Source organism: Roseovarius sp. SK2 (assembly GCF_028807495.1).
Lineage (GTDB): Bacteria > Pseudomonadota > Alphaproteobacteria > Rhodobacterales > Rhodobacteraceae > Roseovarius > Roseovarius confluentis.
In genome coordinates, this window is record NZ_JARAMK010000004.1 from 291,155 (window position 1) to 313,899 (window position 22,745).

The 22,745-nt window shown below is 64.4% G+C and carries 20 protein-coding genes; 5 read left to right on the top strand and 15 right to left on the bottom strand.

Annotation, left to right across the window (positions count from 1 at the left end; genetic code table 11):
- Positions 1–123: 123 nt before the first annotated feature.
- The gene (locus PVV74_RS10650; RefSeq protein WP_274593150.1) at positions 124–936 is read left to right on the top strand and encodes an alpha/beta hydrolase family esterase; all 813 of its coding nucleotides are present in this window, start codon (positions 124–126) and stop codon (positions 934–936) included.
- A gap of 67 nt (positions 937–1,003) precedes the next feature.
- Positions 1,004–1,645 (top strand): NAD(P)-dependent oxidoreductase, encoded by a 642-nt coding sequence (locus PVV74_RS10655; protein ID WP_274593151.1) that lies wholly within the window; start codon positions 1,004–1,006, stop codon positions 1,643–1,645.
- A gap of 190 nt (positions 1,646–1,835) precedes the next feature.
- Here PVV74_RS10655 and PVV74_RS10660 read toward each other — a convergent pair whose 3' ends face one another.
- From PVV74_RS10660 to PVV74_RS10720, 13 genes are all read right to left on the bottom strand, one after another.
- A complete protein-coding gene (locus PVV74_RS10660) occupies positions 1,836–2,588 on the bottom strand; it encodes a TIGR02186 family protein (RefSeq protein WP_103763151.1) in 753 nt (250 codons plus the stop codon).
- Positions 2,588–3,502, bottom strand: a complete 915-nt coding sequence (locus PVV74_RS10665; protein WP_103763150.1) for a sulfite exporter TauE/SafE family protein — start codon at positions 3,500–3,502, stop codon at positions 2,588–2,590. Before PVV74_RS10665 ends, PVV74_RS10660 begins: the two co-directional genes overlap by 1 nt.
- A 153-nt stretch (positions 3,503–3,655) precedes the next feature.
- Positions 3,656–4,603 (bottom strand): ABC transporter permease, encoded by a 948-nt coding sequence (locus PVV74_RS10670; RefSeq protein ID WP_274593152.1) that lies wholly within the window; start codon positions 4,601–4,603, stop codon positions 3,656–3,658.
- A gap of 4 nt (positions 4,604–4,607) precedes the next feature.
- A complete protein-coding gene (locus PVV74_RS10675; RefSeq protein WP_103763148.1) occupies positions 4,608–5,243 on the bottom strand; it encodes a LysE family translocator in 636 nt (211 codons plus the stop codon).
- Between the two features lie 97 nt (positions 5,244–5,340).
- Positions 5,341–6,438 carry an ABC transporter permease gene (locus PVV74_RS10680; protein WP_103763147.1) on the bottom strand — a complete coding sequence of 366 codons (1,098 nt, stop codon included), beginning with the start codon at positions 6,436–6,438 and terminating at the stop codon, positions 5,341–5,343.
- Positions 6,431–8,065 (bottom strand): ABC transporter ATP-binding protein, encoded by a 1,635-nt coding sequence (locus PVV74_RS10685; RefSeq protein ID WP_274593153.1) that lies wholly within the window; start codon positions 8,063–8,065, stop codon positions 6,431–6,433. Before PVV74_RS10685 ends, PVV74_RS10680 begins: the two co-directional genes overlap by 8 nt.
- The gene (locus PVV74_RS10690) at positions 8,062–8,412 is read right to left on the bottom strand and encodes a molecular chaperone GroEL (protein ID WP_103763145.1); all 351 of its coding nucleotides are present in this window, start codon (positions 8,410–8,412) and stop codon (positions 8,062–8,064) included. Before PVV74_RS10690 ends, PVV74_RS10685 begins: the two co-directional genes overlap by 4 nt.
- Positions 8,413–8,462: 50 nt before the next feature.
- Positions 8,463–9,452 (bottom strand): BMP family lipoprotein, encoded by a 990-nt coding sequence (locus PVV74_RS10695; protein WP_274593154.1) that lies wholly within the window; start codon positions 9,450–9,452, stop codon positions 8,463–8,465.
- 259 nt (positions 9,453–9,711) lie between these two features.
- The gene (locus PVV74_RS10700) at positions 9,712–11,301 is read right to left on the bottom strand and encodes an ABC transporter ATP-binding protein (RefSeq protein WP_274593155.1); all 1,590 of its coding nucleotides are present in this window, start codon (positions 11,299–11,301) and stop codon (positions 9,712–9,714) included.
- Positions 11,298–12,404 (bottom strand): ABC transporter permease, encoded by a 1,107-nt coding sequence (locus PVV74_RS10705; protein WP_274593216.1) that lies wholly within the window; start codon positions 12,402–12,404, stop codon positions 11,298–11,300. The genes PVV74_RS10700 and PVV74_RS10705 overlap by 4 nt, the downstream gene beginning before the upstream one ends.
- A 4-nt stretch (positions 12,405–12,408) precedes the next feature.
- A complete protein-coding gene (locus tag PVV74_RS10710; protein ID WP_274593156.1) occupies positions 12,409–13,494 on the bottom strand; it encodes a microcin C ABC transporter permease YejB in 1,086 nt (361 codons plus the stop codon).
- A 63-nt stretch (positions 13,495–13,557) separates the two neighbouring features.
- Positions 13,558–15,504 (bottom strand): extracellular solute-binding protein, encoded by a 1,947-nt coding sequence (locus PVV74_RS10715; RefSeq protein WP_274593157.1) that lies wholly within the window; start codon positions 15,502–15,504, stop codon positions 13,558–13,560.
- A 212-nt stretch (positions 15,505–15,716) separates the two neighbouring features.
- On the bottom strand, positions 15,717–16,907 hold the full coding sequence (locus PVV74_RS10720; protein ID WP_274593158.1) for a c-type cytochrome: 1,191 nt from the start codon (positions 16,905–16,907) through the stop codon (positions 15,717–15,719).
- Between the two features lie 140 nt (positions 16,908–17,047).
- On the opposite strand from PVV74_RS10720, the gene PVV74_RS10725 reads away from it, so the two are divergent.
- Together PVV74_RS10725 and PVV74_RS10730 are read left to right on the top strand one after the other, a co-directional pair.
- Positions 17,048–17,881, top strand: coding sequence for a prephenate dehydratase (locus tag PVV74_RS10725; protein WP_274593159.1), 834 nt, complete (start codon positions 17,048–17,050; stop codon positions 17,879–17,881).
- A gap of 494 nt (positions 17,882–18,375) precedes the next feature.
- Positions 18,376–18,966: a hypothetical protein gene (locus PVV74_RS10730; protein ID WP_103763138.1), complete on the top strand. Its 591-nt coding sequence runs from the start codon at positions 18,376–18,378 to the stop codon at positions 18,964–18,966.
- 72 nt (positions 18,967–19,038) lie between these two features.
- Here PVV74_RS10730 and PVV74_RS10735 read toward each other — a convergent pair whose 3' ends face one another.
- Positions 19,039–19,506, bottom strand: a complete 468-nt coding sequence (locus PVV74_RS10735; protein WP_274593160.1) for an SRPBCC family protein — start codon at positions 19,504–19,506, stop codon at positions 19,039–19,041.
- A gap of 76 nt (positions 19,507–19,582) precedes the next feature.
- Complete coding sequence (nudC, locus tag PVV74_RS10740) at positions 19,583–20,539, bottom strand: NAD(+) diphosphatase (protein ID WP_274593161.1); 957 nt, start codon at positions 20,537–20,539, stop codon at positions 19,583–19,585.
- Between the two features lie 211 nt (positions 20,540–20,750).
- Here nudC and PVV74_RS10745 point away from each other — a divergent pair, with 211 nt between their 5' ends.
- Entirely contained in the window at positions 20,751–22,739 is a 1,989-nt protein-coding gene (locus PVV74_RS10745; protein WP_274593162.1) for a bifunctional 2',3'-cyclic-nucleotide 2'-phosphodiesterase/3'-nucleotidase, read from the top strand.
- Positions 22,740–22,745 lie beyond the last annotated feature (6 nt).

Sequence of the window (22,745 nt, forward strand, 5' to 3'; positions counted from 1 at the left end):
CTCACCTGCTTGAGACGCCCCGCGGTCCCGCCGCGGGGCGTCTTGCATGGGGGCAGGGTCAAATGGCCGTGAAGGCTCCGATTAGCCCTGTTACCCTACGCCTTCGATGCTAACCCTGTTGGCATGAAACAGTTGCTCGCCCCCCTCGCCCTCATCCTCACCCTGACCTTACCCGGTCTTCCGGCCTTCGCCTGCGGGCCCGACACCGACTGCCGGATTGGCGACCGCAGCTACCGCATATACCTGCCACGGGGGCAGGACGGCACCACGCCCATGGGCGCACTGATCTTCGCCCATGGCTACAAGGGCTCGGCGGCGGGCACGATGCGCAACGGCGCGCTGCGCGGCATGGCCGACCTGCTTGGCATCGCGCTGGTCGCGGCCAACGCCAAGGGTGACGACTGGCGCCTGCCCGGCACGCCCTCGGGCGGCGTCACGTCTCCCGAAACCGAGCTGGGCTATTTCGACGCCCTGCGCGACGACATCCTGGCCAACACCGCGATCGACCCGGACCGCATCGTCATGGCCGGCTTTTCCGCGGGCGGGATGATGACCTGGACACTGGCCTGCCACCGGCCCGCCGACTATGCCGGGTTCATTCCCGTCGCCGGCACCTTCTGGGCGCCCACGCCGGACAGCTGCACGACACCCCCCGCCGATATCATCCATGTCCACGGCACGTCCGACCGGATCGTCCCGCTCGCGGGCCGCGCCATCGGCGAGGCACGGCAGGGCGATGTCGAAACCGTCCTCGCCATGTACCGCCGGGTCGGCGGGCACGAGACGTCGAAGACCCCCGCCTTGCACGACGGCCTGACCTGCGACGCGTGGACCGCCCCCAACGACACGCGTCTGACCAAATGCCTGCATCCCGGCGGCCACAGCTTTCGCACCGAGTGGATCGCCGCCGCGTGGAACCTGATCTTCTCCGGTTGACCCGGCGCACTTTACCTCGCCCCCGCCGCCGCTAGGTCCTGAAACGAATGCAATGCAAGGGACCCGCATGAGCCAGCACATCACTATCCTCGGCGCCACATCCGGCATCGGCCAATGCGCTGTTGACGAGGCGCTACGCCGCGATCACACCGTCCGTGCCTTTGCCCGCTCCGCCGGCGACATGGCCTCCCGCCCCGGGCTGGAGCCTTTCCCCGGCGACGCGCTCGACCCCGCCAACGTGGCAGATGCGCTCAAGGGCACCGACGCGGTGATTTACGCACTGGGGATCAAGGAAAGCGTCTCGATGCTCTGGAAAGAGGTCACGCTCTTTTCGGAAACCACCCGCATCCTTCTGGACGCCATGCAGACGGCGGGCGTTTCCCGCCTCGTCGCCGTCACCGGCTTCGGCGCGGGTCGCAGTCGCGCCGCCATGAGCAGCGTTGAGAGCCTCGGGCACAAGGCCATTCTGGGCCGACCCTACGCCGACAAGGACCGGCAGGAGGCGCTGATCATGGACAGCCCGCTCGACTGGACCATCGCCCGCCCCGTGATCCTGTCCAACGGCGCCCGCACCGGCACCTGCAAGGTGTTGCGAGAGCCCGAGGCGTGGCGCAACGGCCTGATCTCGCGCGCTGATACCGCCTGTTACCTGGTCGACGCGATCGAGGATGGTCTCGACATCCGCGGCGATGTCGTCCTCAGCCGGTGAATTCGCGGAACTGGACTTATCGCGTTAAGCTTTTATTCACCTAATGGATGCTGTGTTCGCGAAATCCGCGAGACCCGTTAACCTGTCATCCGGCGGGACTGGCACTGTCGTGATACGACCCGAATACCGACGCGATACCGACACTCGAAATCGACGAATTGGCGGCCTTAACCTTCGAGTCCCGAAATGCTCAGCGGTCGCGTATCGCCCGGAACGCCGCTGACGCGCCCCAGCCCGCCGCGATTGCGATGGCCAGCGACATCAGGCCATAGATCAGCGGCTGTTCCCGCGACAGGTTGAAGATCCACCGCTCCAGCCCGACCTTCTGCACCCCGATGGCCGTCTCGTAGGTCGCCACGATCTCGCCGCCGCGCGTCAGGAAGATCCGCGTCGCATAGGCCCCTTCCGTCAGGTTCGCCGGCATCTCGATCGAGGTGCGGAACAGTGTCTGCTCGTCCAGCGACACCGCCCCTTCCTGCAGGCTGTAGGCCCCGTTGGCCTTGCGAATACGGATCACCGCCTCGGTAAACGCCTGCGGATCGACCGTGGCACTTGCCGCGCCGACCGACCGGATCGCTCGCGGGATCGAGATGCTGTGGCGCAGGTCCTCGACATTCGACAGAACCTTGTCGAGCGGCCCGGTCGTTGCGATTGCATAGAAGGACGGCGCCCGGTCCACCTCGACAGAGTCGACATTGACCCAGATCCCGAACCGACGCTCCTTGCGGCGCACCACCACGGGCTTGCTCGGCCCCGCAATGGTCACGATCACATCCAGCGGTTCCTCGGGCACCGGCGCCTCACGCTTGACCGCACCGAACACCAGGATCTCCGAGCCGTCGAAGGTCGCCGTGATCGCCACCTTGTCCCGGCTCAAACCCAGCACGACCTCCTCGGCCATCAGCGGCCCGGCCATGAACAGAAGGGCAATCAGCCAGCGCATCAATGTCCCTCCGCCGCGCCGATGGAATAGAGCTCCGACGGCATGATCAGCAGATCCAGCGCCAGTTTGAAGCAGACCGCCAGCACCATCATTGCCAACAGGATGCGCAATTGCTCGGCCTTCATCCGAGTGCCGATCGTCGTCCCGATCTGCGCCCCGATCACGCCCCCGATCAACAGCAGAACGGCCAGCGCAACGTCCACGGTAAAGTTCGTGGTGGCGTGCAAGAGCGTGGTGAAGGCGGTCACGAAAATGATCTGGAACAGCGACGTGCCCACGACCACCTTGGTCGGCATGCCCAGCAGGTAGATCATCGCAGGCACCATGATGAACCCGCCACCCACGCCCATGATCGCCGCCAGCACGCCCACAGCGATGCCCACCAGCACCGGGGGAATGACGCTGATATAAAGACCGCTTGTGCGGAACCGCATCTTGAACGGCAGCTTCTGGATCCAGGTGTGTTTCTTCCGCGCCGCGGGCTTGCCCGACTTGCTGCGCCGGATCGCCCGCAGGCTTTCAAAGAACATCATCCCGCCGATAATGCCGAGGAACACGACATAGCACAGCCGCACCAGCAGATCGACCTGCCCCAACGAGCGCAAGTAGTTGAACACCACGACACCCAGCGCGGCCCCGATCAGGCCCCCTATGAGCAGCACGGTGCCCATTCGGAGATCAACGGTTTTTCGCCTCAGATGCGCCAGCACGCCCGAAAAGGACGACGCGACGATCTGGTTCGCCTCGGTCGCCACGGCCACCGCCGGCGGAATGCCGATAAAGAACAGAAGCGGCGTCATCAGGAACCCGCCGCCCACGCCGAACATGCCCGACAGCACACCCACCAATCCGCCCAGTCCCAAAAGCAGGAACGCGTTGACCGAAACCTCGGCGATGGGAAGGTAGATCTGCATAACCCGTGTTAGCCCCGCCTCAGGGCTTTTTGCAAGTGCGGCATCGGCATTGCCGCCTCAGGTCTGATCAATTTATGTGAACTGGCCTTACGAAGCGTGAACGCATCGGTCCATGTGCTTCCGTTTCCGAAACTTTTGAGACACCTGGGGCAGTTAGCGCTCTTTCACGTAGGGCACACCGCCCGATTTCGGGGGAATCGCCTTGCCGACGAACCCCGCCAATATAACCACGGTCAGAATATACGGCGCCGCATCCATCAACTGCGTCGGGATCGTTATCCCGCCAACTTCGAGGTTCTGATAGCGCAGCGCCACCGCCTGCAACAAACCGAACAGCAGCGTTGCCCACAGCGCGTACCACGGCCGCCACTTGGCAAAGATCAACGCCGCCAGCGCGATATATCCCCGCCCCGCCGTCATGTCCTTGACGAACCCGGCCTGCAGTGCGGTCGACAGGTACGCCCCCGCGACCCCGCACAGAACGCCACAGATCGCCAGCGCCGCGAACCGCATCCCCGGAACGCTGATACCCGCCGTATCGACTGCCTCGGGGTTCTCGCCCACGGCGCGCAGGCGCAGCCCGAAACGGGTACGATAGAGAACCCACCAACTGGCCGGGACGCAGAGAAATGCCAGGTAAACCAGTATCGTATGCCCCGACACCAGCTCGCCATAGACCGGCCCAAGGCTGTCCGCAAAGGGCAGGTCGATCGGCTCGAACCGCGCGCCGCTGCCCAGTGACGGCGTCCGCCCCGCCTCCTGGAACCAGTCCGCCGCGATCAGCACCGTCAGCCCCGCCGCCAGGAAATTGATCGCCACACCCGATATCAGCTGGTTGCCCCGGAACGTGATGCTGGCCAGCCCGTGCAGACCCGACAGCAGCATCGACGACCCGATCCCCGCCAGCAGCCCCACCCAGGCCGACCCCGAGACATAGGCGACGGCGGCTGAAAAGAATGCGGCCATCAGCATCTTGCCTTCCAGCCCGATGTCGAAAATCCCTGCCCTTTCGCTGAACAGCCCCGCAAGACAGGCCAGCAGCAGCGGTATGGCCAACCGCACCGTGCTGTCGAGAACTTGCAGAAGGGTCAGGAACTCCATGCGGTCAACTCTCCGATGTCGCCATCTTGTAGGCGGCAAAGCCGAAGAAACTGCCCAGCCCCGCTTCGATCCACCGCCGCCCGCTGGCATAGGCCGCCCGGATAGGGCTCGAGGACAGGAACAGCGCCCAAGCCGCATGCATCGTGAAACTGATCACGAAGGCCCCGGCGACGAAGGCGGCAATCACCGGCGCCGGCGCGCCCTCGACCGCGCCCACCGCGGCGATGGCCAGCCAAAAGACAATCGCCTTGGGGTTCGTCACCTGCAACGCGTAGCCCTGCGCAAACAGCTTCGCATTCGCCTGCTTCGGCGTCTTAATCACCGCCACTCTTGGCGGGTGCAGCGCCTTCCTGAAAGCGCCGTAGGCCAGCCACACCAGGTAGGCCGCGCCCACCAGCTTCAAAAGGCTCATCGCCCAGGCCGCCTGCGACAGTATCAGGCCCACGCCCAGCATGGTCAGGATGTTGATCGTCATGCTGCCGGTGGCGATCCCCGCGCAGGTCACCAGTGCCGGCCCCCGCCCCTGATTGGTCGAGATCCCCAAGAGCATCGCCACCGCTGGCCCGGGCGAGGACGCCCCCACCAGCAGGATGGCATAGGCGGCGATAAAGCCGGGAAGGTAAGGCGCGAAATCCGTCATGGTACGAGGCTCCGAAAAGGTCTGACCCTCGCACATTGCCACACAACGCCACACCCCCCTAGCCTCAACACTTCGCTCCAGGCCGAACCATGCACGCTCATGCCTTCCGCCTCCGCCGCAGCGCGCCGTAGGCCCGCTCCATCGGCATCCGCACCATGTTGTCCAGCGCCCCGGTGAACAGGATCACCAGCGCCTGTATCACCACGATCAACTCGCGCGGTATCGACGTCCACAGGCCCAGTTCGCCCCCGCCCTGGTACAGAAACCCGAACAGGATCGCCGCCAGGAACACGCCCAATGGATGGTTCCGCCCCATCAGCGCCACCGCGATCCCGATGAACCCCGCGCCCTCGGTCGGGTTCAAGAGCAGCCGCTCCGCCTCGCCCATCACCACGTTGACGGCCATCAACCCGGCCAGCCCGCCCGAGATCAGCATCGCCACCACGACGATCTTCACCGGCCCGATGCCGGCATAGCGGGATGCCGTTTGCGAATAGCCCAGCGCCCGGATCTCGTAGCCCAACCGCGTCCGCCAGATCAGCACCCAAACGAACAGGCAGGCCAGCACTGCCACGAACAGGCTGATATTCACCGGCGCCGCCTTGGAAAACGAAATGCCCAACGGCGCGAGCATGTCGTGCAGGGTCGGCAAAGTGGCCCCTTCCGGGAACCGCGCCGTGGCCGACTCGACCGATCCCGCCGGGCGCAGCACCCCGCCCAGCAGGTAGTTCAGCAGCGCGGCCGCGATCAGGTTGAACATGATCGTCGTGATCACGATGTGACTGCCCCGCGTCGCCTGCAGCCACGCCGGGATCAGCGCCCAAAGCGCCCCGAACACCGCGCCCCCGACCACCGCGGCCGGCAGCGCAAGCGCCCAATGCGGCCAGGGCAGCGCCAGGCACACCAGCGCCACGCCAAGCCCGCCCAGCATCGCCTGCCCCTCGGCCCCGATATTGAACATCCCCGCATGGCTCGCCACGGCAAAGGCAAGGCCCGTGAACATGAACGTGGTCGCGTAATAGAGCGTATAGCCCCAGCCATAGGTCGACCCGAACGCGCCCACGACCATGATCCGCAGCGCCTCGACCGGGCTTTCCCCGATACCAAGGATCACCAGCGCCGACAGCAGTGCCGCCAGCAACAGCGACACCAACGGCACCAGTACCGCGTCGGCCCAGCCGGGGAGCCTATCCATTCCCGCCTCCCTGCCCGGCCCTGTGCGCCGTGCCGTGTTCCTCGGCGTGTTCCCGCGCCTGCGCCGCCTGCGCTTCCTGCACGGCGGCGGCGGCATCGTCGGGCCGTCCCTCGATCCCGGCCATCAACAGGCCCAGTTCCGTCTCGTCCGTCTCACCCGGCAGGCGCTCGCCCATGATCCGCCCGTCGAACATCACCGCGATCCGGTCGCTCAGAGCCATCACCTCGTCCAGTTCCACGCTCACCAGCAGGATCGCCTTGCCCGCATCCCTGAGCTCAATGATCTGGCTATGGATGAACTCAATAGCCCCGATATCCACGCCCCGCGTCGGCTGACCCACCAACAGCAGGTCCGGATTCCGCTCGATCTCCCGCGCCAGCACGATCTTCTGCTGGTTGCCACCGCTGAAATGCTTGGCCGACAGATTCGCATCGCGCGGCCGCACGTCGAACCGCTCCATCTTGGCCGCCGCCTCGGTCAGGATGCCCGCGTTATCCATCAACAGGCCCGCCCCCGACGCCGGCCCCCTGTGATATCCGAACACACTGTTTTCCCACGCGGAAAACGCCATGATCAGCCCCTCGCGCTGCCGGTCCTCGGGCACGTGCCCCACCCCCGCCGCGCGCCGCGCCTTGCCATCCGCGCCACTGCCAGCCAAGGCCAGATCAATGCCGTTCACGGCCACGCGGCCCGTGGCGGCCCGCATCCCGCCAAGAACCTCCAACAGTTCCGACTGCCCGTTCCCGGCCACCCCGGCCAGCCCCACGATCTCGCCCTTGCGCACCTGCAGGTCGATACCGCGCAGCCGCTCCACCCCCTGCCCGTCGACCACATGCAGGTTCTCGACCTCCAGTACCACGTCGCCGGGCCGGGCGGCCTCCTTCTCGACGCGCAACAGCACCTTGCGCCCCACCATCAACTCGGCCAGTTCCTCCAGCCCTGTCTCGGCGGTCCGGACCGTCGCCACCATCTCGCCCCGCCGCATGACGCTGACGTCATCGGTGATCTCCATGATCTCGCGCAGCTTGTGGGTGATCAGGATGATCGTCTTCCCCTCGTCCCGCAGCCGGGCAAGGATGCGAAACAGCTGATCCGCCTCCGCCGGAGTCAGTACACCCGTGGGCTCGTCGAGGATCAGGATATCCGCCTGCCGGTAAAGCGCCTTCAGGATCTCGACCCGCTGCTGCATCCCCACGCCAATATCCTCGATCAGCGCATCGGGTGTGACGTTCAGCTCGTATTCCTTCGCCAAAGCCGCCAATTCGCGCCGCGCCTTGGCAAGGCTCGGCCTCAGCAGCGCCCCATCCTCTGCACCAAGGATCACGTTCTCCAGCACGGTGAAGTTCTCCACCAGCTTGAAATGCTGGAACACCATCCCGATACCCGCCGCAATCGCCGCCTGGCTGTCGGGAATGCGCGTCTCCTGCCCTTTTATGAAGATCCGGCCACTATCGGCCTTGTAGAAACCATAGAGGATCGACATCAGGGTCGATTTTCCCGCCCCGTTCTCGCCGATGATCCCGTGAATGGTCCCGGGGGCCACCTTGATCGAGATATCCTTGTTGGCCTGCACCGGACCAAAGGATTTCGATATCCCCTGCAATTCGATGGCCGGCGCCACGCTCATGCGCCCGTCCCCTTGAAGCCGACGATCCGGGTCAGGCGTTCATCCGAGTCCACCTCGATCACGAATTGCCCCGGCTGGATGTGGCCGTCCGCCATTATGAACTCCACCGTCGCGCGGATGATGCCGTCTCGTACGTCCATATTCGCGATCTGAGCAATCGCACCCGGGGCCATGGCCGAGTATTGCCCAACGTAGTCTATCACGGCCGCCGTCCCGACCAACGCCTCCTCCAGCCGCGGGTCGGCATAGCGCACACCGGCCGCCAGCACGTCGTTCAGAACGGCCATCCGCGCCTCCGCGTCGCCGTCGCCCCAGGCGTTGAAAAACCGTCTGACGCTATCGCTCATGGCAGCCTCCGGCTAGCGCCGGGCCACCCTCGCGGCCCGGCAATATATTCCTACGACGCCGGGCAGGTATTGTCGGACATGTAGTCGTGCACCTCCAGCTCGCCATTCGCGATCTTCTCGGCGGCGGCGTCCACGGCTTCTTTCATGTCAGCCGTCACAAGGTCCTCGTTATGCTCGTCCAGCGCATAGGCCACCCCGTCGTTCGACAGGCCCATCACGTTCAGCCCCGTCTCCACGTCCTCACCCGCCGACATCGCGTCGTAAACGGCATTGTCCACGCGCTTGACCATCGAGGTCAGAACGCTGCCCGGATGCAGGTAATTCTGGTTGCTGTCCACGCCGATGCCCAGCACGTCCTCGTCGGCGGCGGTCTGCAACACGCCCGTCCCGGTGCCGCCCGCCGCGTGATAGATGACGTCAGCCCCCTGGCTGATCTGCGCCTTGGTCAGCTCGGACCCTTTGACCGGGTCGTTCCACGCCGCAGGCGTCGTCCCGGTCATGTTCTGGATCACGGTCGCGTCCGGATTGGCCGCTTTCACGCCCTGCACGTAGCCGCAGGCGAACTTGCGGATCAGCGGGATGTCCATGCCGCCGATAAAGCCCACCGTGCCGGAGTCGCTCGCCATCGCGGCCATCATCCCCACAAGGTAGCTGCCTTCATGCTCGTTGAAGACGACCGAGCGCACGTTGGGTTCTTCCACCACCATGTCGATGATCACGAACTTGGTGTCGGGATAATCCGGCGCCACCTCGCCCAATGTCTCGCCGAAGGCAAAGCCGACCATCACCACTGGGTTGTTGCCGTTCTCGGCAAAGCGGCGCATGAACTGCTCGCGCTGCGCTTCGGATTCCAGCTCGACCTCGTTATAGCTGCCGCCGGTTTCCTCGGCCCAGCGCGAGGCACCATTGTGGGCGCTTTCATTGAACGACTTGTCGAACTTGCCGCCAAGATCATAGATCAACGCCGGATCGGCCAGAGCACCTGCCGTGCTCAGTGCCAGCGTGGCGGCCGCGCCCATGAGGGTTTTCATCAGTGTCATGCATATCTCCCTGAGGTGCGGGGCGGTGCGCTGCTGACCGGAAGGGTTGAATCACGCTCGCCCCCTTGTTGATTCCGGCAAGTAGGCCGCAACTGGCTATTCGGGTCAAGGTGCACAGCGGCTTGCCGCAGGGTAAGCCCCGCATCACGCCATACACCCGGCGCGAAACCATCCAACACGCCGTCCCGGACTTGATCTGGGACCTCCTGACGCGATCGCACGCGCCTCTGCGTAGGGTGGGTGAAAACCCACGCGCCGCCTAAACCGTCAAATCCAACGCCGCCTGCAACAAGGTCTTCGTGTACTCGGTCTTGGGACTCTCGAAGATCTCCTCGGACGCCCCGTATTCCACGATATCGCCCTGCTTCATCACCACCACCTTGTGGCTCATCGCCCGCACAACGGCCAGGTCGTGACTGATGAAGAGATAGGTCAGCCCGTATTTCACCTGCAACCGGCGCAGCAGGTCCACGATCTGCACCTGCACCGTCATGTCCAGCGCGCTCGTCGGTTCGTCCAGCACCACCAGCTTTGGCCGCAGGATCATCGCGCGGGCGATGGCGATCCGCTGCCTTTGCCCGCCGGAAAACTCGTGCGGATAGCGGTCCATCGTCTCGGGGTTCAGCTCGACCTCGCGCATCACCTCGGCCACCAGCTCGCGCAACGGCCGGCCGTCGGGGTTGCCGTGCACGCCCAACCCCTCCGCGATGATTTGTTCACAGGTCATGCGCGGGCTCAGGCTGCCCACCGGGTCCTGGAACACGATCTGGATATCCGAGCGTTTGCGCCGCAGCTTGCGGGTGGACCACTCGCGCATGTCCTCGCCCTCGAACCGCATCTCGCCTTCGGACTCGATCAGCCGCATCAGCGCCAGCGCCAACGTGGTCTTGCCCGACCCACTTTCGCCCACGATCCCCAGCGTCTCACCCCGGCGCACATCGATGTCGGCCTCGTTCACCGCCTTCACATGGCCCACCGTGCGCTTCAGCAGCCCCTTCTGGATCGGGAACCAGATGCGCAGCCCATGCGTCTCGACCAGCGTCTCGGCCCCCTCCGCTACCGGCTCCGGCACGCCCGAGGGCGCAGCGCCCAGCAGCTTTTTCGTATAGTCATGCTGCGGGTTGCCGAAAATCTCCTCTGTCGGCCCGCTCTCGACGATCTCGCCGTCCTTCATCACGCAAACCCGGTCGGCGATCCGCTCCACCACGCCAAGGTCATGGGTGATGAACAACAGCCCCATATCCTCCTCGCGCTTCAGCTCCGCCAACAGCTCCAGAATCTGCGCCTGGATCGTCACGTCCAACGCCGTCGTCGGCTCGTCCGCGATCAGAACGTCGGGCTTGTTCGACAGCGCCATGGCGATCATCACCCGCTGCCTCTGTCCGCCAGAAAGCTGGTGCGGATAAGCGCCCAGCCGGCTTTCGGGGTCGCGAATACCCACGCGGTTCAGCAATTCCAGGATGCGCTCCCGCACCGCCGCGCCGCGCAGCCCCTGGTGCAACTCGATCGACTCGGTCAGCTGCTTTTCCAGCGTGTGCAGCGGGTTCAGGCTGGTCATCGGCTCCTGGAAAATGAAGCTGATGTCGTTGCCCCGCACCTTGCGCAGCAGCTTGTCATTCGCGCCGATCATCTGCTGGCCGTCATAGGTCACGCTGCCCTCGACAATGGCGCTTTCCCCCAACAGCGACACGGTGCTCAACGCCGTCACCGACTTGCCCGACCCGCTTTCACCCACCAGCGCCACGGTCTCGCCACGGTCGACGCTGAACGTCACGCCCCGCACGGCCTGCGTCACCGCACCGTCCTGGCGGAAGCCCACCTTCAGGTCTTTGACTTCAAGCAGGCTCATTGAAAGGTCTTTCTGGGGTCGAATGCGTCGCGCACGCCTTCAAAGATGAAGACCAGCAGCGACAGCATGATCGCGAAGGTGAAGAACGCGGTAAAGGCAAGCCAAGGTGCCTGCAGGTTCTGCTTGGCCTGCAAGGTCAATTCCCCCAGCGAAGGCGCACCCGAAGGCAGGCCGTAGCCCAGGAAATCCAGTGTCGCCAGCAGGCTGATCGTGCCGGTGATGATGAACGGCAAAAAGGTCAGCGTCGCCACCATCGCGTTGGGCAGCATGTGGCGGAACATGATCTTCATGTTGCCGACGCCCAGCGCCTTGGCCGCGCGCACGTACTCGAAATTGCGCGCGCGCAGGAACTCCGCCCGCACCACGCCCACCAGCGCCATCCACCCGAACGCCACCATGATCCCGACGAGCAGCCAGAACCCCCTCGGCAATATCGAGAACAGGATGATGATCACGTAAAGCTGCGGCGTCGACGCCCAGATCTCGATGAACCTCTGAAAGAACAGGTCGATCCGCCCGCCGAAATACCCCTGCACGGCCCCCGCCACGACGCCGATGACGGACGAAAAGAACGTCACCACCAGCGTGAACATCACCGCCAGCCGGAAGCCGTAGATCACGATCGCCAGCACGTCCCGCTTGGTGCCATCCGTGCCCAGAAGGTTCTGATCGTTGGGCCGCAAGGGCGCTGCCCCGGGTCGGTCAACCGGCGTGTCGTGGCTGTAGGGGATAAGCGGCCAGAGCGTCCAGCCCTTCTCGATCGCCTCTCCCATCACCTCGCCGTCCTGGGCATCCTCGATGATCCCCTCGGGATCGTCGAAGCAATCCACCAGCCCGCCCGATACGATCAGGCATTCGACCTCCGGGTCGGCATAGACCGCCTCGGTCCGGAAATCCCCGCCGAACTCGGTCTCGGGATAGAACTTGAAAATCGGCATGTAGTACGCGTCGCGGTACTTCACCAACAGCGGTTTGTCATTGGCCACGAACTCCGCCGGCAGGGTGATCACGCACAGCAGCGCAAAGATGATCAGCGACCAGAACGCCCGCTTGTTGCGCTTGAAGTTACGCCAGCGGCGCTGGTTCAGGGGGTTGAGCTTGATCATCTCAACCCGACCTCTTCTCGAAGTCGATGCGCGGATCGATCAGCACATAGGTCAGATCCCCGATCAGCGCCACGACCAGCCCGATCAGCGTCGTCAGGTACAGCGTTGCGAACATCACCGGGTAATCGCGCCCGATGGCGGCCTCGAAAAAGAGCCGCCCCAGACCATCCAGCGAAAAGATCGTCTCGATCAGCAGGCTGCCCGTGAAGAACACGCTCACGAACACGCCCGGAAAGCCCGCGATCACGATCAGCATCCCGTTGCGGAACACGTGCCCATACAGCACCTTGCGCTCGGTCAGGCCCTTGGCGCGCGCGGTCATCACGTATTGCTTCTTGATCTCGTCCAGGAAAGAATTCTTCGTCAGGATCGTCAGGGTGGCGAACCCGCCGATACTCAGCGCGGTGACCGGCAGCACGATGTGCCACAGGTAATCCAGCACCTTGCCGATCACCGTCATGTCTTCCCACCCGTCCGAGGTCAGGCCCCGCAGCGGGAAGATCTGCCAGTAACTGCCCCCCGCGAACAACACCAGCAGCATGATCCCGAAGAGGAACGCGGGGATCGCATAGGCCGCGATGATGATCCCGCTGGTCCAGGTGTCAAAACTGCTGCCGTCCTTCACCGCCTTGCGAATACCCAGCGGGATCGACACGAGATAGGACAGCAGCATCGTCCAGATGCCCAGCGTGATACTGACCGGCATCTTTTCCAGCACCAGGTCCATCACGTCGATCTTGCGGAAATAGCTCTCTCCGAAATCGAAGGTCGCGTAGTTGACCAGCATGTTCAGGAACCGCTCCAACGGCGGCTTGTCCAACCCGAACTGCGCTTCCAGCTCGGCGATGAACTCCGGCGGCAGGCCCTGCGATCCGATGTAACCGCTGTCATCCTCGTTGCCGGTCACGGCCCCGTCCTGCTCGCCGCCCGCAAAGCCGCCGAACACGTCGCCCTGCCCCTGGATGTCGGCAATCGCCTGCTCCACGGGGCCGCCGGGCAGGAACTGCACCAGCGCGAAGTTGATGATCATGATCCCGATCAGCGTCGGGATGATCAGCAACAGCCGTCTTACGATATAGGCGCCCACCCGTGGCCCCCTATGCCCGCGGGATGCGCGTCAGCGCCCCGTCTTCCAGAACCTGCCAGATCGTCAAAGCGCTCCCGCCTCTCTCAGCTTTTCGGCTTTCTCGGCGTCGTACCACCAGAAGTCCAGCGTTCCCAGAAGATAGGGCGGAATTTCCTCGGGATGCGCGTACTGGTCCCAATAGGCGACCCAGTGATCGGGGGCATAACCATCGGGGATCACCACGAACTCATGCCGCAACGCCCGGTCGAGCGCGCGGATCGTCATGTCCTCTTCCTCCTGGCTTTCGGTCATCAGGGATTCCTCGATGATCCGGTCCACCATCTCGCTGCGCAGCCCGGCAGGGTTGAACAGGCCATCGGCGGCCTCGGTCCCGAACCGCTGGGCAAGGCCCGTGCCCGTGCCCATAAGCGCCGGATAGCCGTCGAACACCAGGTCATAGTCGTGGTCGCGCTCACGCTTGGTGAACTGCGCGCTGTCCACGGCCTCGACCCGCGCATCGATGCCCAGGTCCTGCAGGTTGGAGACGAAGTTCTCGGCCACGGCTTTTTCCGTCGGCTGTCCCGACGCGTTCAGCAGGAAATCGAGCCGCAGCACGTTGCCGTCCTCACCGCGCATACGGCCATCGTCGCCCACGGTATATCCCGCCTCCTGCATCAGCCGCAGCGCCTGCCGCTTGTTCTTGCGAGAGGTCAGCCGCGCGGGATCGCTCGTATGCGGCACCCACGGCTCGGTCGTCTTGACGTCTTCGGGCACGACGTCGCCCAGCGAATTCAGGAACTCCAGTTCGTCGCCCTCGGGCACGCCCGTGGCTTCCAGCGGGGTGCCGGTGGAATAGGACCGCTGCTGCTCGTAAAACCCGGCGAACAGCGACTCGTTGGTCCACTCGAAGTTGAACATCAGCGCCACCGCCTGCCGCACGCGCTTGTCCTGCAACACGTCGCGGCGGGTGTTGAACACGATGCCGGTCATCTGCGGCGGTGACCCGTCCGGGATCGCCTCCAGCTTCACCCAATCCTTGTTGGCCGCCGGGAAATCATAGGCGCTGGCCCATTGCTTGGGGTCCGCCTCGGTGCGGTACGTCACCTCCCCCGCCTTGAACGCCTCGAAGGCGGCGGTGGAGTCCGCGAAATACTCCAGCCGGATCGTATCGAAATTGTGCCGGCCCTTGTTGATCGGCAGGTCCCAGCCCCAGTAATCGGGGTTGCGCTTGATCACCACGCGGCGGTTCGGCTCCACCTCGTCGATGACATACGGCCCAGACCCCGGCGAAATCTCCAGCCGCGGCTCGTCCAGTCGCGCGCCGGTTTCCTCGTACCACGCCTTGGACCAGATCGGCACCGTGCCCACCTGGTCGATCAGGCTGCGGCGCGAAATGCCGTCCGCGAAGTAGAACTTGACCCTGTGTTCGTCCAGCACCTCGACCTTCGGAATGCGCTTGCGCACCGCGTCGGCATAGCTTTTCAACCCCTGGTCCAGCAGCAGGTTGTGCGAAAACGCCACGTCCTCTGCCGTGACGGGCGTTCCGTTCGAGAACGTCGCCTCGGGCCGCATATGGAAGATCACCCACGACTTGTCCTCGGGGTATTCGACCGTGTGCGCCACCAGCCCATACATGCCGTTCATGTCGTCGCCCGGCAGGCTGCCCGATCCGGCCAGAACCTGGCCCAGAAGGCTTTCGTACATGATCGTCGACAGGGCCGAGGCGCGGCCATTGCGAGTGTAGGGATTCATCGAGTCAAAGCTGCCCGCCAGCGCAATGGAAATCTCGCCGCCCTTGGGCGCGTCGGGGTTCACATAGCTGAAATGCTCGTAATCCTCGGGATACTTCAACTCTCCGAAATAGGAATAGCCGTGGCTCTTGATGATGGTCTCGTCCGAGCCCTCGTCCTGTGCCAGCGCGGTCGTTGCGGCCAGCGCCGCGATGCAAAGCCCGGTGAGGGCGGCGGTCAGGAAACGGGTGCGGGAAACTGCTACGGCCCGGGTCGTGGCCCGGCTGTGGCGTCGGGTCATTCTTCTCTCCTCTTGACCTGCCTGATGTGGGGTCTTTGTTCTTGCAAGGCAAGCTAAAGTAGGAACGAAACGGGTTTCAAGCGCCGAAAGCCGGATTCCCATTCAAACTTCCCGTGAGGCGACGTCTTGCCGACTCTCCGCGCCGCACCGCCCATGAAAAAGCCGCCGCTCCGGACCGGAACGGCGGCTTTCTGACTTTTTCAGGTCCCGGCTCAGTTGCCGGTGGACTCCAGGTACTTCACCAGGGCCGCGCGCTCTTCTTCCTTGCGCACGCCGCGATAGGCCATCTTGTTGCCCGGCGCATAGCCCTTGGGGTCTTCCAGCCACGCGTTCAGCTCGTCCGCCGTCCACTGACCGTCCAGACCGGCCAGCGCGTCGGAGTAATTGAAGCCTTCGACCGAGCCGATGTCACGGCCGACGACACCCACCAGGTGCGGGCCGACGCCGTTGGCTTCTTCCTCGGCCTTGTGGCAGGCGGCGCATTTGCGGAATGCCTGCTCGCCATCCGCGGCGTCAGCCGCGGCGACCATCTCGGCAAAGGCCGAACCTCCACCCTCACCGCCCGAGCTTTCCTCGGCGGCCTGCTCCTCAGAGCCGCCCTCGTCAGAGCTTTCTTCGGCAGACGATTCCTCGGTTGCTTCCTCTTCAGAGCCTTCCTCGGCGGACGCTTCCTCGGTGGCTTCCTCTTCGGAGCCTTCCTCGGCCGACGCTTCTTCGGTGGCTTCCTCTTCGGAGCCTTCCTCGGCCGACGCCTCTTCAGTGGCTTGCTCTTCCGAACCCTCTTCGGCGGATGCCTCTTCGGTCGCCTCTTCTTCAGTGCCTTCCTCGGCAGATGCGCTCTCTTCCGCGCCTTCCTCGGCGGCAACTTCCGTCATGTCGCCATCGGTCTGGTCAAGAAAGGCGATCACGTTGGCACGGTCCTCCGGCTTGGACAGACCGTTATAGCTCATCGACGTCCCCGGAGCATAGCCCGACGGGTTCTCCAGGAACGCGTAAAGATTCTCGGGCGTCCAGACATCCGCCGCCTCGCTCAGCGCGCCGGAATAGCTGCCATAACCATCGGCACTGCCAACATCACGCCCGACCACACCGTAGAGGTGCGGGCCGACGCCGTTCGCGCCCTCTTCCGCCTGGTGGCAGGCCTTGCACTTGCCGAAGACGCGCTCGCCCGCGCCCACATCGGCGTCGGAATAAAGCGAGGCCAGCGTCACCGCTTCCTCTTCTTCCTCACCGCCACCTTCGCCTTCGTCTACCTCGATGACGTAGGCCGCCTGATGCTCCTCGCCGTGACCACCGCCACCGACGTGATAGATTTCCTCCGCAGCCCACTTGCCAAGAAGAAAGACCAGGAACGTACCGCAAAGGCCGCCCATGATCTTTGTGAAGGTCATTGTGTCAAACATAGCCCGCTTCCATCTGAATCTCTCGCGCGGTATCTATCCGCTTCCCCTCGGGCGGCGCAAGGTGTAGTTTCCGCGACCAAACGCCCGCCTTCGGCAAAATTAAGCGGGAAATGGTAAAAATCAGGCGAAGAACCAACGACATGACCAAACGCATCGCCTTTCAGGGAGAGCCCGGCGCCTATTCCCACCAGGCCTGCCGCGACACCTATCCCAACATGGATACCCTGCCCTGCCGCACCTTCGAGGACGCGATCGAGGCCGTCCGCTCGGGCGAGGCGGACCTTGCCATGCTGCCGGTCGAAAACTCCACTTTCGGGCGCGTGGCCGACATTCACCACCTGCTTCCCGACTCCGGCCTGCACATCATTGCCGAGGCTTTCGTGCGCGTGCATATCAACCTGCTGGCCCTGCCCGGCGTGTCGCTGGAACAGGTCAAGCGCGCCAAAAGCCATACGATGCTTTTGGGCCAGTGCCGCGCATTCCTGGCACAACACGACATCCAGCGCGTCACCGGCGCCGACACCGCGGGCTCGGCCCGCGAGGTGGCCCAGGCCGGAGACCCCGAGATGGCCGCGCTCGCCTCCGAACTCGCCGGAGAGATCTACGGCCTCGACGTCCTCGCCCGCGAGATCGAGGACGAGGGCAACAATTCCACCCGCTTTCTCGTCATGTCGCGCGAGCCCGACCGTTCCTATCGCGGCGAAGACGGCATGATGACCACCTTCGTCTTTCAGGTGCGCAACATCCCCGCCGCGCTTTACAAGGCCATGGGCGGGTTCGCCACCAACGGCGTCAACATGACCAAGCTGGAAAGCTACATGGTCGGCGGCTCCTTCACCGCGACCCAGTTCTACGCCGATATCGAGGGGCACCCCGACGACCCCGGCGTCAAGCTGGCGCTCGAGGAGCTGGATTACTTCACCTCCGACATCACGCTTCTGGGCGTCTACCCCGCCGATCCGCGCCGCCACTAGAACCTTTCGCCAAAACCCGGAATCCGCAGCTTGCGGCCAAGCACAGCGCAAGGCTTGACCGCTTCGCGCGGCGCGTCCTCAACCGATATTTCAGGTAAAAGCCGGGATGCATGAGACCACATTCCGGCATCGAAGGCCGTCCACGCCGCCTGCCACAAGGTCAATTATTACAAACGCACCGTTACATCCAAAACTGCACCCATTTGGTGCGCTTTTGCACAAAACCTATGTAACAATATTTATTAATTAAAAACAATACCATACGAGATCTCAAGCTCCTGACAACACAAAGCTTGAGAGCAGGATCACGCCAATCCTCACGGATCTGTGCATCCGCGTGTTCGGCCAGTAACGAGGCGCGGAGCCCCCCTGTGCCGGCACCCCGAATGCCGCCATCTTGTTCGGCAGACGACGCGGACAGCCCGCGCCGCCAACACCGAAACGAACACACACCGTCAACAGAATTGACGAACATCATATGAAAGGAACATATCATGCGTATCATCAGTACAGTCGCGGTTCTCGCCGCTCTCGCCACCCCCGCCGCCGCCCTTCAGGTCGTCAACGTCCTGGGCCAGCACAGCGCACCGCTCAACAACAGCGTCCTGTCCAACGGTGCCCCCTATTTCGACGAAGAAAAGGACAACCAACTGGGCTTCGGCTTCGGCGCACCTTTCCAGGATGAAGAGAAAGACAACCAGTTGGGCCTCGCCGCAAACTTCGGCGCGCCCTTCGTCAATCAGGAGAAAGATGACCAACGCGGCTACGGCGCTGACGCGTCATCCGCCGGTCAACTTGTAGCCAGCAACAAATACGGCGCGCCCTTCGTCAATCAGGACAAGGACGACCAACGCGGCTACGGCGACGATACGGCATCCGATGTCCAATTGATCGCCAGCAAGTACGGCGCACCGTTCGTGAACCAGGAAAAAGATGATCAGCGCGGCTACGGCGCAGACACCGCCACCTTCGAGGTCGCCAGCAACTACGGCGCGCCCTTCATGAACGACGAGAAGGACAATCAGCTCGGCTACGGCTTCGGCGCACCCTTCCAAGACGAAGAGAAGGACAACCAGCTGGGCTAAGTTCGGCTCTGCCTGACACCGGAAAACGGGTCGCCCTCACCGGCGGCCCGTTTTGCGATCAGCACGAGACGCTCAGGCGTCGCTTTTGTAGCGGTCTTCCAGTTCCTTGGCATAACCCGCCACGCGCAGGCTGAACCGCTTGTTCAGGTTGCCCTTTGCCAGCTTCATCGAGTGCACCAAAAGTTTTGCCGCCAGCGTCTTGGGTGCCATGTCGATCACCACGCTGATCCGCGTGCGCGACCGCGACAGCGCCACAAGGTCCAGAACCATCTTGCCGCCCATGTTGGGAGAGCGCGACGCAATGACCAAGCCATTGGGCCGGTCCAGCTCGGTCAGCTCCAGTTGCATCTCGCGCCGCTTGCCCCGCAGGCTAAAGGCCGCGTCCCATTTCATTCCCGGCCGGGTCTCATTCAGGTCGTCGACGCGCTGCACCTCCGCACCCCGCCGCAACGCCGACCGCTCGATCGCCGCGAAATCGGTCACCTGCTCGAACACGAACTCGATCGGGGCTTCTACGTCTTCATGGGCCACGAATTTCATGTCTGCGCCTCTTCTTTTTGTCCCGTCCGGTCTTTCGCGCCGGGCGAGGTCTTGGAATGCCTATCGGTTACCGGCGTTATAGCGTATCCGCCAACCAGTTGCGCAGCAAAAATTGCGCAATTGCACCTTTTCGCGCCGGGCTGAGGACGGGATGCGCCCCGGAAAAGGCCTGCATCATCTCCTCGCGGCTGACCCACATCGCCTGCTCGATCTCGACCGGGTCGATGGTGATCTCGCGGCTCAGCGCCACGCCGCGGCAACCGAACATCAGCGACGCCGGAAAGGCCCAGGGCTGGCTGGCCAGGTAGTCGACCGCGCCCACCTTCACGCCGGCTTCTTCCCAGACCTCCCGGCGCACCGCCGCCTCGATCGTCTCGCCCGGCTCCACGAACCCCGCCAGAAGCGAGAACATGCCCTCCGGCCAATGTGGCGAGCGGCCCATCAGCACGCTGTTGCCATGGGTGATCAGCATGATCACGACTGGATCGGTCCTTGGGAAATGCTGTGCGCCGCAGGACGGGCAGGCGCGTTGCCATCCGGCCTGGGTCATCTCGCTCTGCGCCCCGCACCGCGCGCAGAAACGGTGGCTGACATGCCAGTGCAGCACCGCCTTCGCTGTGGCGGCCAGTTCGGCATCGCGTGGGCTCAGCCGGGTCATGACGCGGCGCAACTCCGCAAAGACCTGCGTGTCATCCAGCAGCGGATGCCGCTGCTCGGACGTATCGACAAAGCTGTTCATCTGGGCCGGGTCCACGTCCTCGGGCATCCAGCCCACCAGTTCCCGCGCCTCGATCAGGCGCCCATCGTCCTGCAGGCCCAGCAGCACGGCCTCGGGGGCCGTCTGCGCCAGCACCGGATGGTCGGCGGGCAACCGCGCCAGACGGTCCAGTCCCGGCGCCTCGACCAACGGCTTGCCCTGCCACAGCAGCACCACCTCGCGCGGCGTCTGCGCGATCTCTTCCGGTCGCCGCCGCAGCTCGGCAGCACGGTCCAACCCCGAACCGCCGAATGTCACAGTCTCGGCATGGCGCATCTGCATCTCCTTTTGCCGCAGACCTGCCACAGCCCCCCGCCAACGGCAAGCCGCGCCCCGAAGCCGCAATCCCACGCACGCCCACGCCCCAATCTAAGCGCGATCCTAAATAAGTGACCTCAACCGAAAGGAGATTGCCGCCACCCACCCCCTGTGCCAGTCTTGGATCCGTCCGGGTAAACTCCTTGATTAGTGAAATTCGACTTTAAACATGAATAACACCGCGCCTGACCACACTTGGCCGCACGCGCCCGCATCCGCGGATCGTCCCATCCCGGACAATCATATCTGGCTGCGGGTGCTGGAAACCACTGATGTCCACGCCCATCTTGCGCCCTACGACTATCACCGCGATGCCGAAGTGCAGGGCCACGGGCTGGCCCGCACTGCCACGCTGATCGCCCGCGCCCGCGCCGAGGCCGCCAACAGCCTGCTGTTCGACAATGGCGACTTCCTGCAAGGCTCCGCGCTCAGCGATATCGGCACCGGCCCGGACAGCGGCTGGTCCGGCCCGCACCCCGTAATCGCCGCGATGAACACTCTGGGCTACGACGCTGTCGGACTTGGCAATCACGAGTTCAATTTCGGCCTCGACTGGCTGGACCGCGCCCTGTCCGAGGCCACCTTCCCCGTGCTCTGCGCCAACGTCCTGCACGCCGGACCCGCTGCAACGCCCTTGCATCCGCCCTCCGTCATCCTGCCGACGGTCCTGCGCGACAACCGCGGCAAGGAGCACACGCTGCACATCGGCGTGCTTGGCCTGCTGCCGCCGCAGATCACCACATGGGACCATCAGCACCTTGCGGGCCGCGTCACCACACGCGGCATCGTCGAGACCGCGGTGACCGAAGTACCCCACCTGCGCGAGGCCGGCGCCGACATCGTCATCGTTCTGGCCCATACAGGGATCGGCCCCGCCGCGTCCGCGCCCGACAGCGCCGACCCGGCCCTTGAGCACGCGGCCCTCGCATTGGCCACGGTGCCGGGGATCGACGCGCTTCTGACCGGGCACAGTCATCAGGTCTTTCCCGAAACCACGGCGCCCGGTCCTCCCGCGCCGGGCGTCGATCACCACGCCGGCACCCTCGCCGGGGTTCCGGCCGTCATGGCTGGCTTTCGCGGTTCACACCTGGGCGTGCTGGATCTCTGCCTTGCGCAGGATGCGGCGACCGCGGCATGGTCCGTGCAGGATTTCCACTGTCGCGCACAACCCGTGGCTCCAGCAGACGGCACCGCCCCTGCCGCCGCCGACCCGGATCTTTCCGCCGTCACGCGCCCGGCCCACCTGGCGACACTGCAGGTCACCTCCCAAACCGTCGGCCACACGGCGCATCCCATCCACAGCTATTTCGCACGGGTCCGACCCTGCAACGCGCTCCACCCGGTACTCGACGCCAAGACAGCCGCGCTTTCCGCCGCGCTCGGCGACACCGAGGACACGGACCTGCCGGTCCTGGCCGCGACACCCTGTTACAAATCCGGCGGCCATGGCGGGCCCGGCGATTTCATCGACATCCCCGCCGGTCCGCTGACCCTGGGGCACATGGCCGAGCTCTACCCGTTTCCCAACACCCTGATCGGGCTGCGGCTGACCGGGGCGCAGATCGCCGACTGGCTGGAGCGCGCCGCGTCCTGCTTTCATCAGATCCTGCCAGGCCATGGCACCACGCCGCAACCACTCTGGAACCCCGCCTTCGCAAGTCATGCGTTCGACACGATCTCGGGCCTCAGCTATCGCATCGACCTGTCCCAACCGCCACGCTATGACCCGCAAGGGCAACTGATCGACTCCGACGCACGGCGCATCCGCGACCTTTCGCGCAACGGCACGCCCCTGTCGCACGATGCTCTCTTTTGCGTGGCCACCAATAATTTCCGCGCCCATGGTGGGGGCCCCTATCCACGTGCCACAGCCCAGGCCGTGGTGCATCAAAGTGCACGCACCGTCCGTGACCACCTCACCGCGTTCCTGCGCGACACCGGCACCGACAGCACCTTGCCCGTCGCCGGCGGCTGGCATCTCGACGGCCCGCGAGATGCGACCGTTCTGCTGGAAACCGGCCCCGGCGCGCGCAATCACCCAGAAGACCTCGCGACCCTGGGCGCGCGCGATCTTGGTGTGGACGCGACAGGCTTCCTGCGCCTCGCCATTCCCCTTGTCAGACTGGCAGACCTTGCGAATCCCCCCCAGAAAGCTTAGGTATCC

Bases quoted from the DNA above. Each gene is read 5' to 3' on its own strand.
- PVV74_RS10725 (WP_274593159.1), top strand. From the start codon at position 17,048: ATGACCAAACGCATCGCCTTTCAGGGAGAGCCCGGCGCCTATTCCCAC.
- PVV74_RS10685 (WP_274593153.1), bottom strand. From the start codon at position 8,065: ATGAGCGTGGCGCCGGCCATCGAATTGCAGGGGATATCGAAATCCTTT.
- PVV74_RS10675 (WP_103763148.1), bottom strand. From the start codon at position 5,243: ATGACGGATTTCGCGCCTTACCTTCCCGGCTTTATCGCCGCCTATGCC.
- nudC (WP_274593161.1), bottom strand. From the start codon at position 20,539: ATGCGCCATGCCGAGACTGTGACATTCGGCGGTTCGGGGTTGGACCGT.
- PVV74_RS10680 (WP_103763147.1), bottom strand. From the start codon at position 6,438: ATGGATAGGCTCCCCGGCTGGGCCGACGCGGTACTGGTGCCGTTGGTG.
- PVV74_RS10695 (WP_274593154.1), bottom strand. From the start codon at position 9,452: ATGACACTGATGAAAACCCTCATGGGCGCGGCCGCCACGCTGGCACTG.
- PVV74_RS10650 (WP_274593150.1), top strand. From the start codon at position 124: ATGAAACAGTTGCTCGCCCCCCTCGCCCTCATCCTCACCCTGACCTTA.
- PVV74_RS10700 (WP_274593155.1), bottom strand. From the start codon at position 11,301: ATGAGCCTGCTTGAAGTCAAAGACCTGAAGGTGGGCTTCCGCCAGGAC.
- PVV74_RS10715 (WP_274593157.1), bottom strand. From the start codon at position 15,504: ATGACCCGACGCCACAGCCGGGCCACGACCCGGGCCGTAGCAGTTTCC.
- PVV74_RS10690 (WP_103763145.1), bottom strand. From the start codon at position 8,412: ATGAGCGATAGCGTCAGACGGTTTTTCAACGCCTGGGGCGACGGCGAC.
- PVV74_RS10660 (WP_103763151.1), bottom strand. From the start codon at position 2,588: ATGCGCTGGCTGATTGCCCTTCTGTTCATGGCCGGGCCGCTGATGGCC.
- PVV74_RS10665 (WP_103763150.1), bottom strand. From the start codon at position 3,502: ATGCAGATCTACCTTCCCATCGCCGAGGTTTCGGTCAACGCGTTCCTG.
- PVV74_RS10720 (WP_274593158.1), bottom strand. From the start codon at position 16,907: ATGTTTGACACAATGACCTTCACAAAGATCATGGGCGGCCTTTGCGGT.
- PVV74_RS10745 (WP_274593162.1), top strand. From the start codon at position 20,751: ATGAATAACACCGCGCCTGACCACACTTGGCCGCACGCGCCCGCATCC.
- PVV74_RS10655 (WP_274593151.1), top strand. From the start codon at position 1,004: ATGAGCCAGCACATCACTATCCTCGGCGCCACATCCGGCATCGGCCAA.
- PVV74_RS10670 (WP_274593152.1), bottom strand. From the start codon at position 4,603: ATGGAGTTCCTGACCCTTCTGCAAGTTCTCGACAGCACGGTGCGGTTG.
- PVV74_RS10735 (WP_274593160.1), bottom strand. From the start codon at position 19,506: ATGAAATTCGTGGCCCATGAAGACGTAGAAGCCCCGATCGAGTTCGTG.
- PVV74_RS10730 (WP_103763138.1), top strand. From the start codon at position 18,376: ATGCGTATCATCAGTACAGTCGCGGTTCTCGCCGCTCTCGCCACCCCC.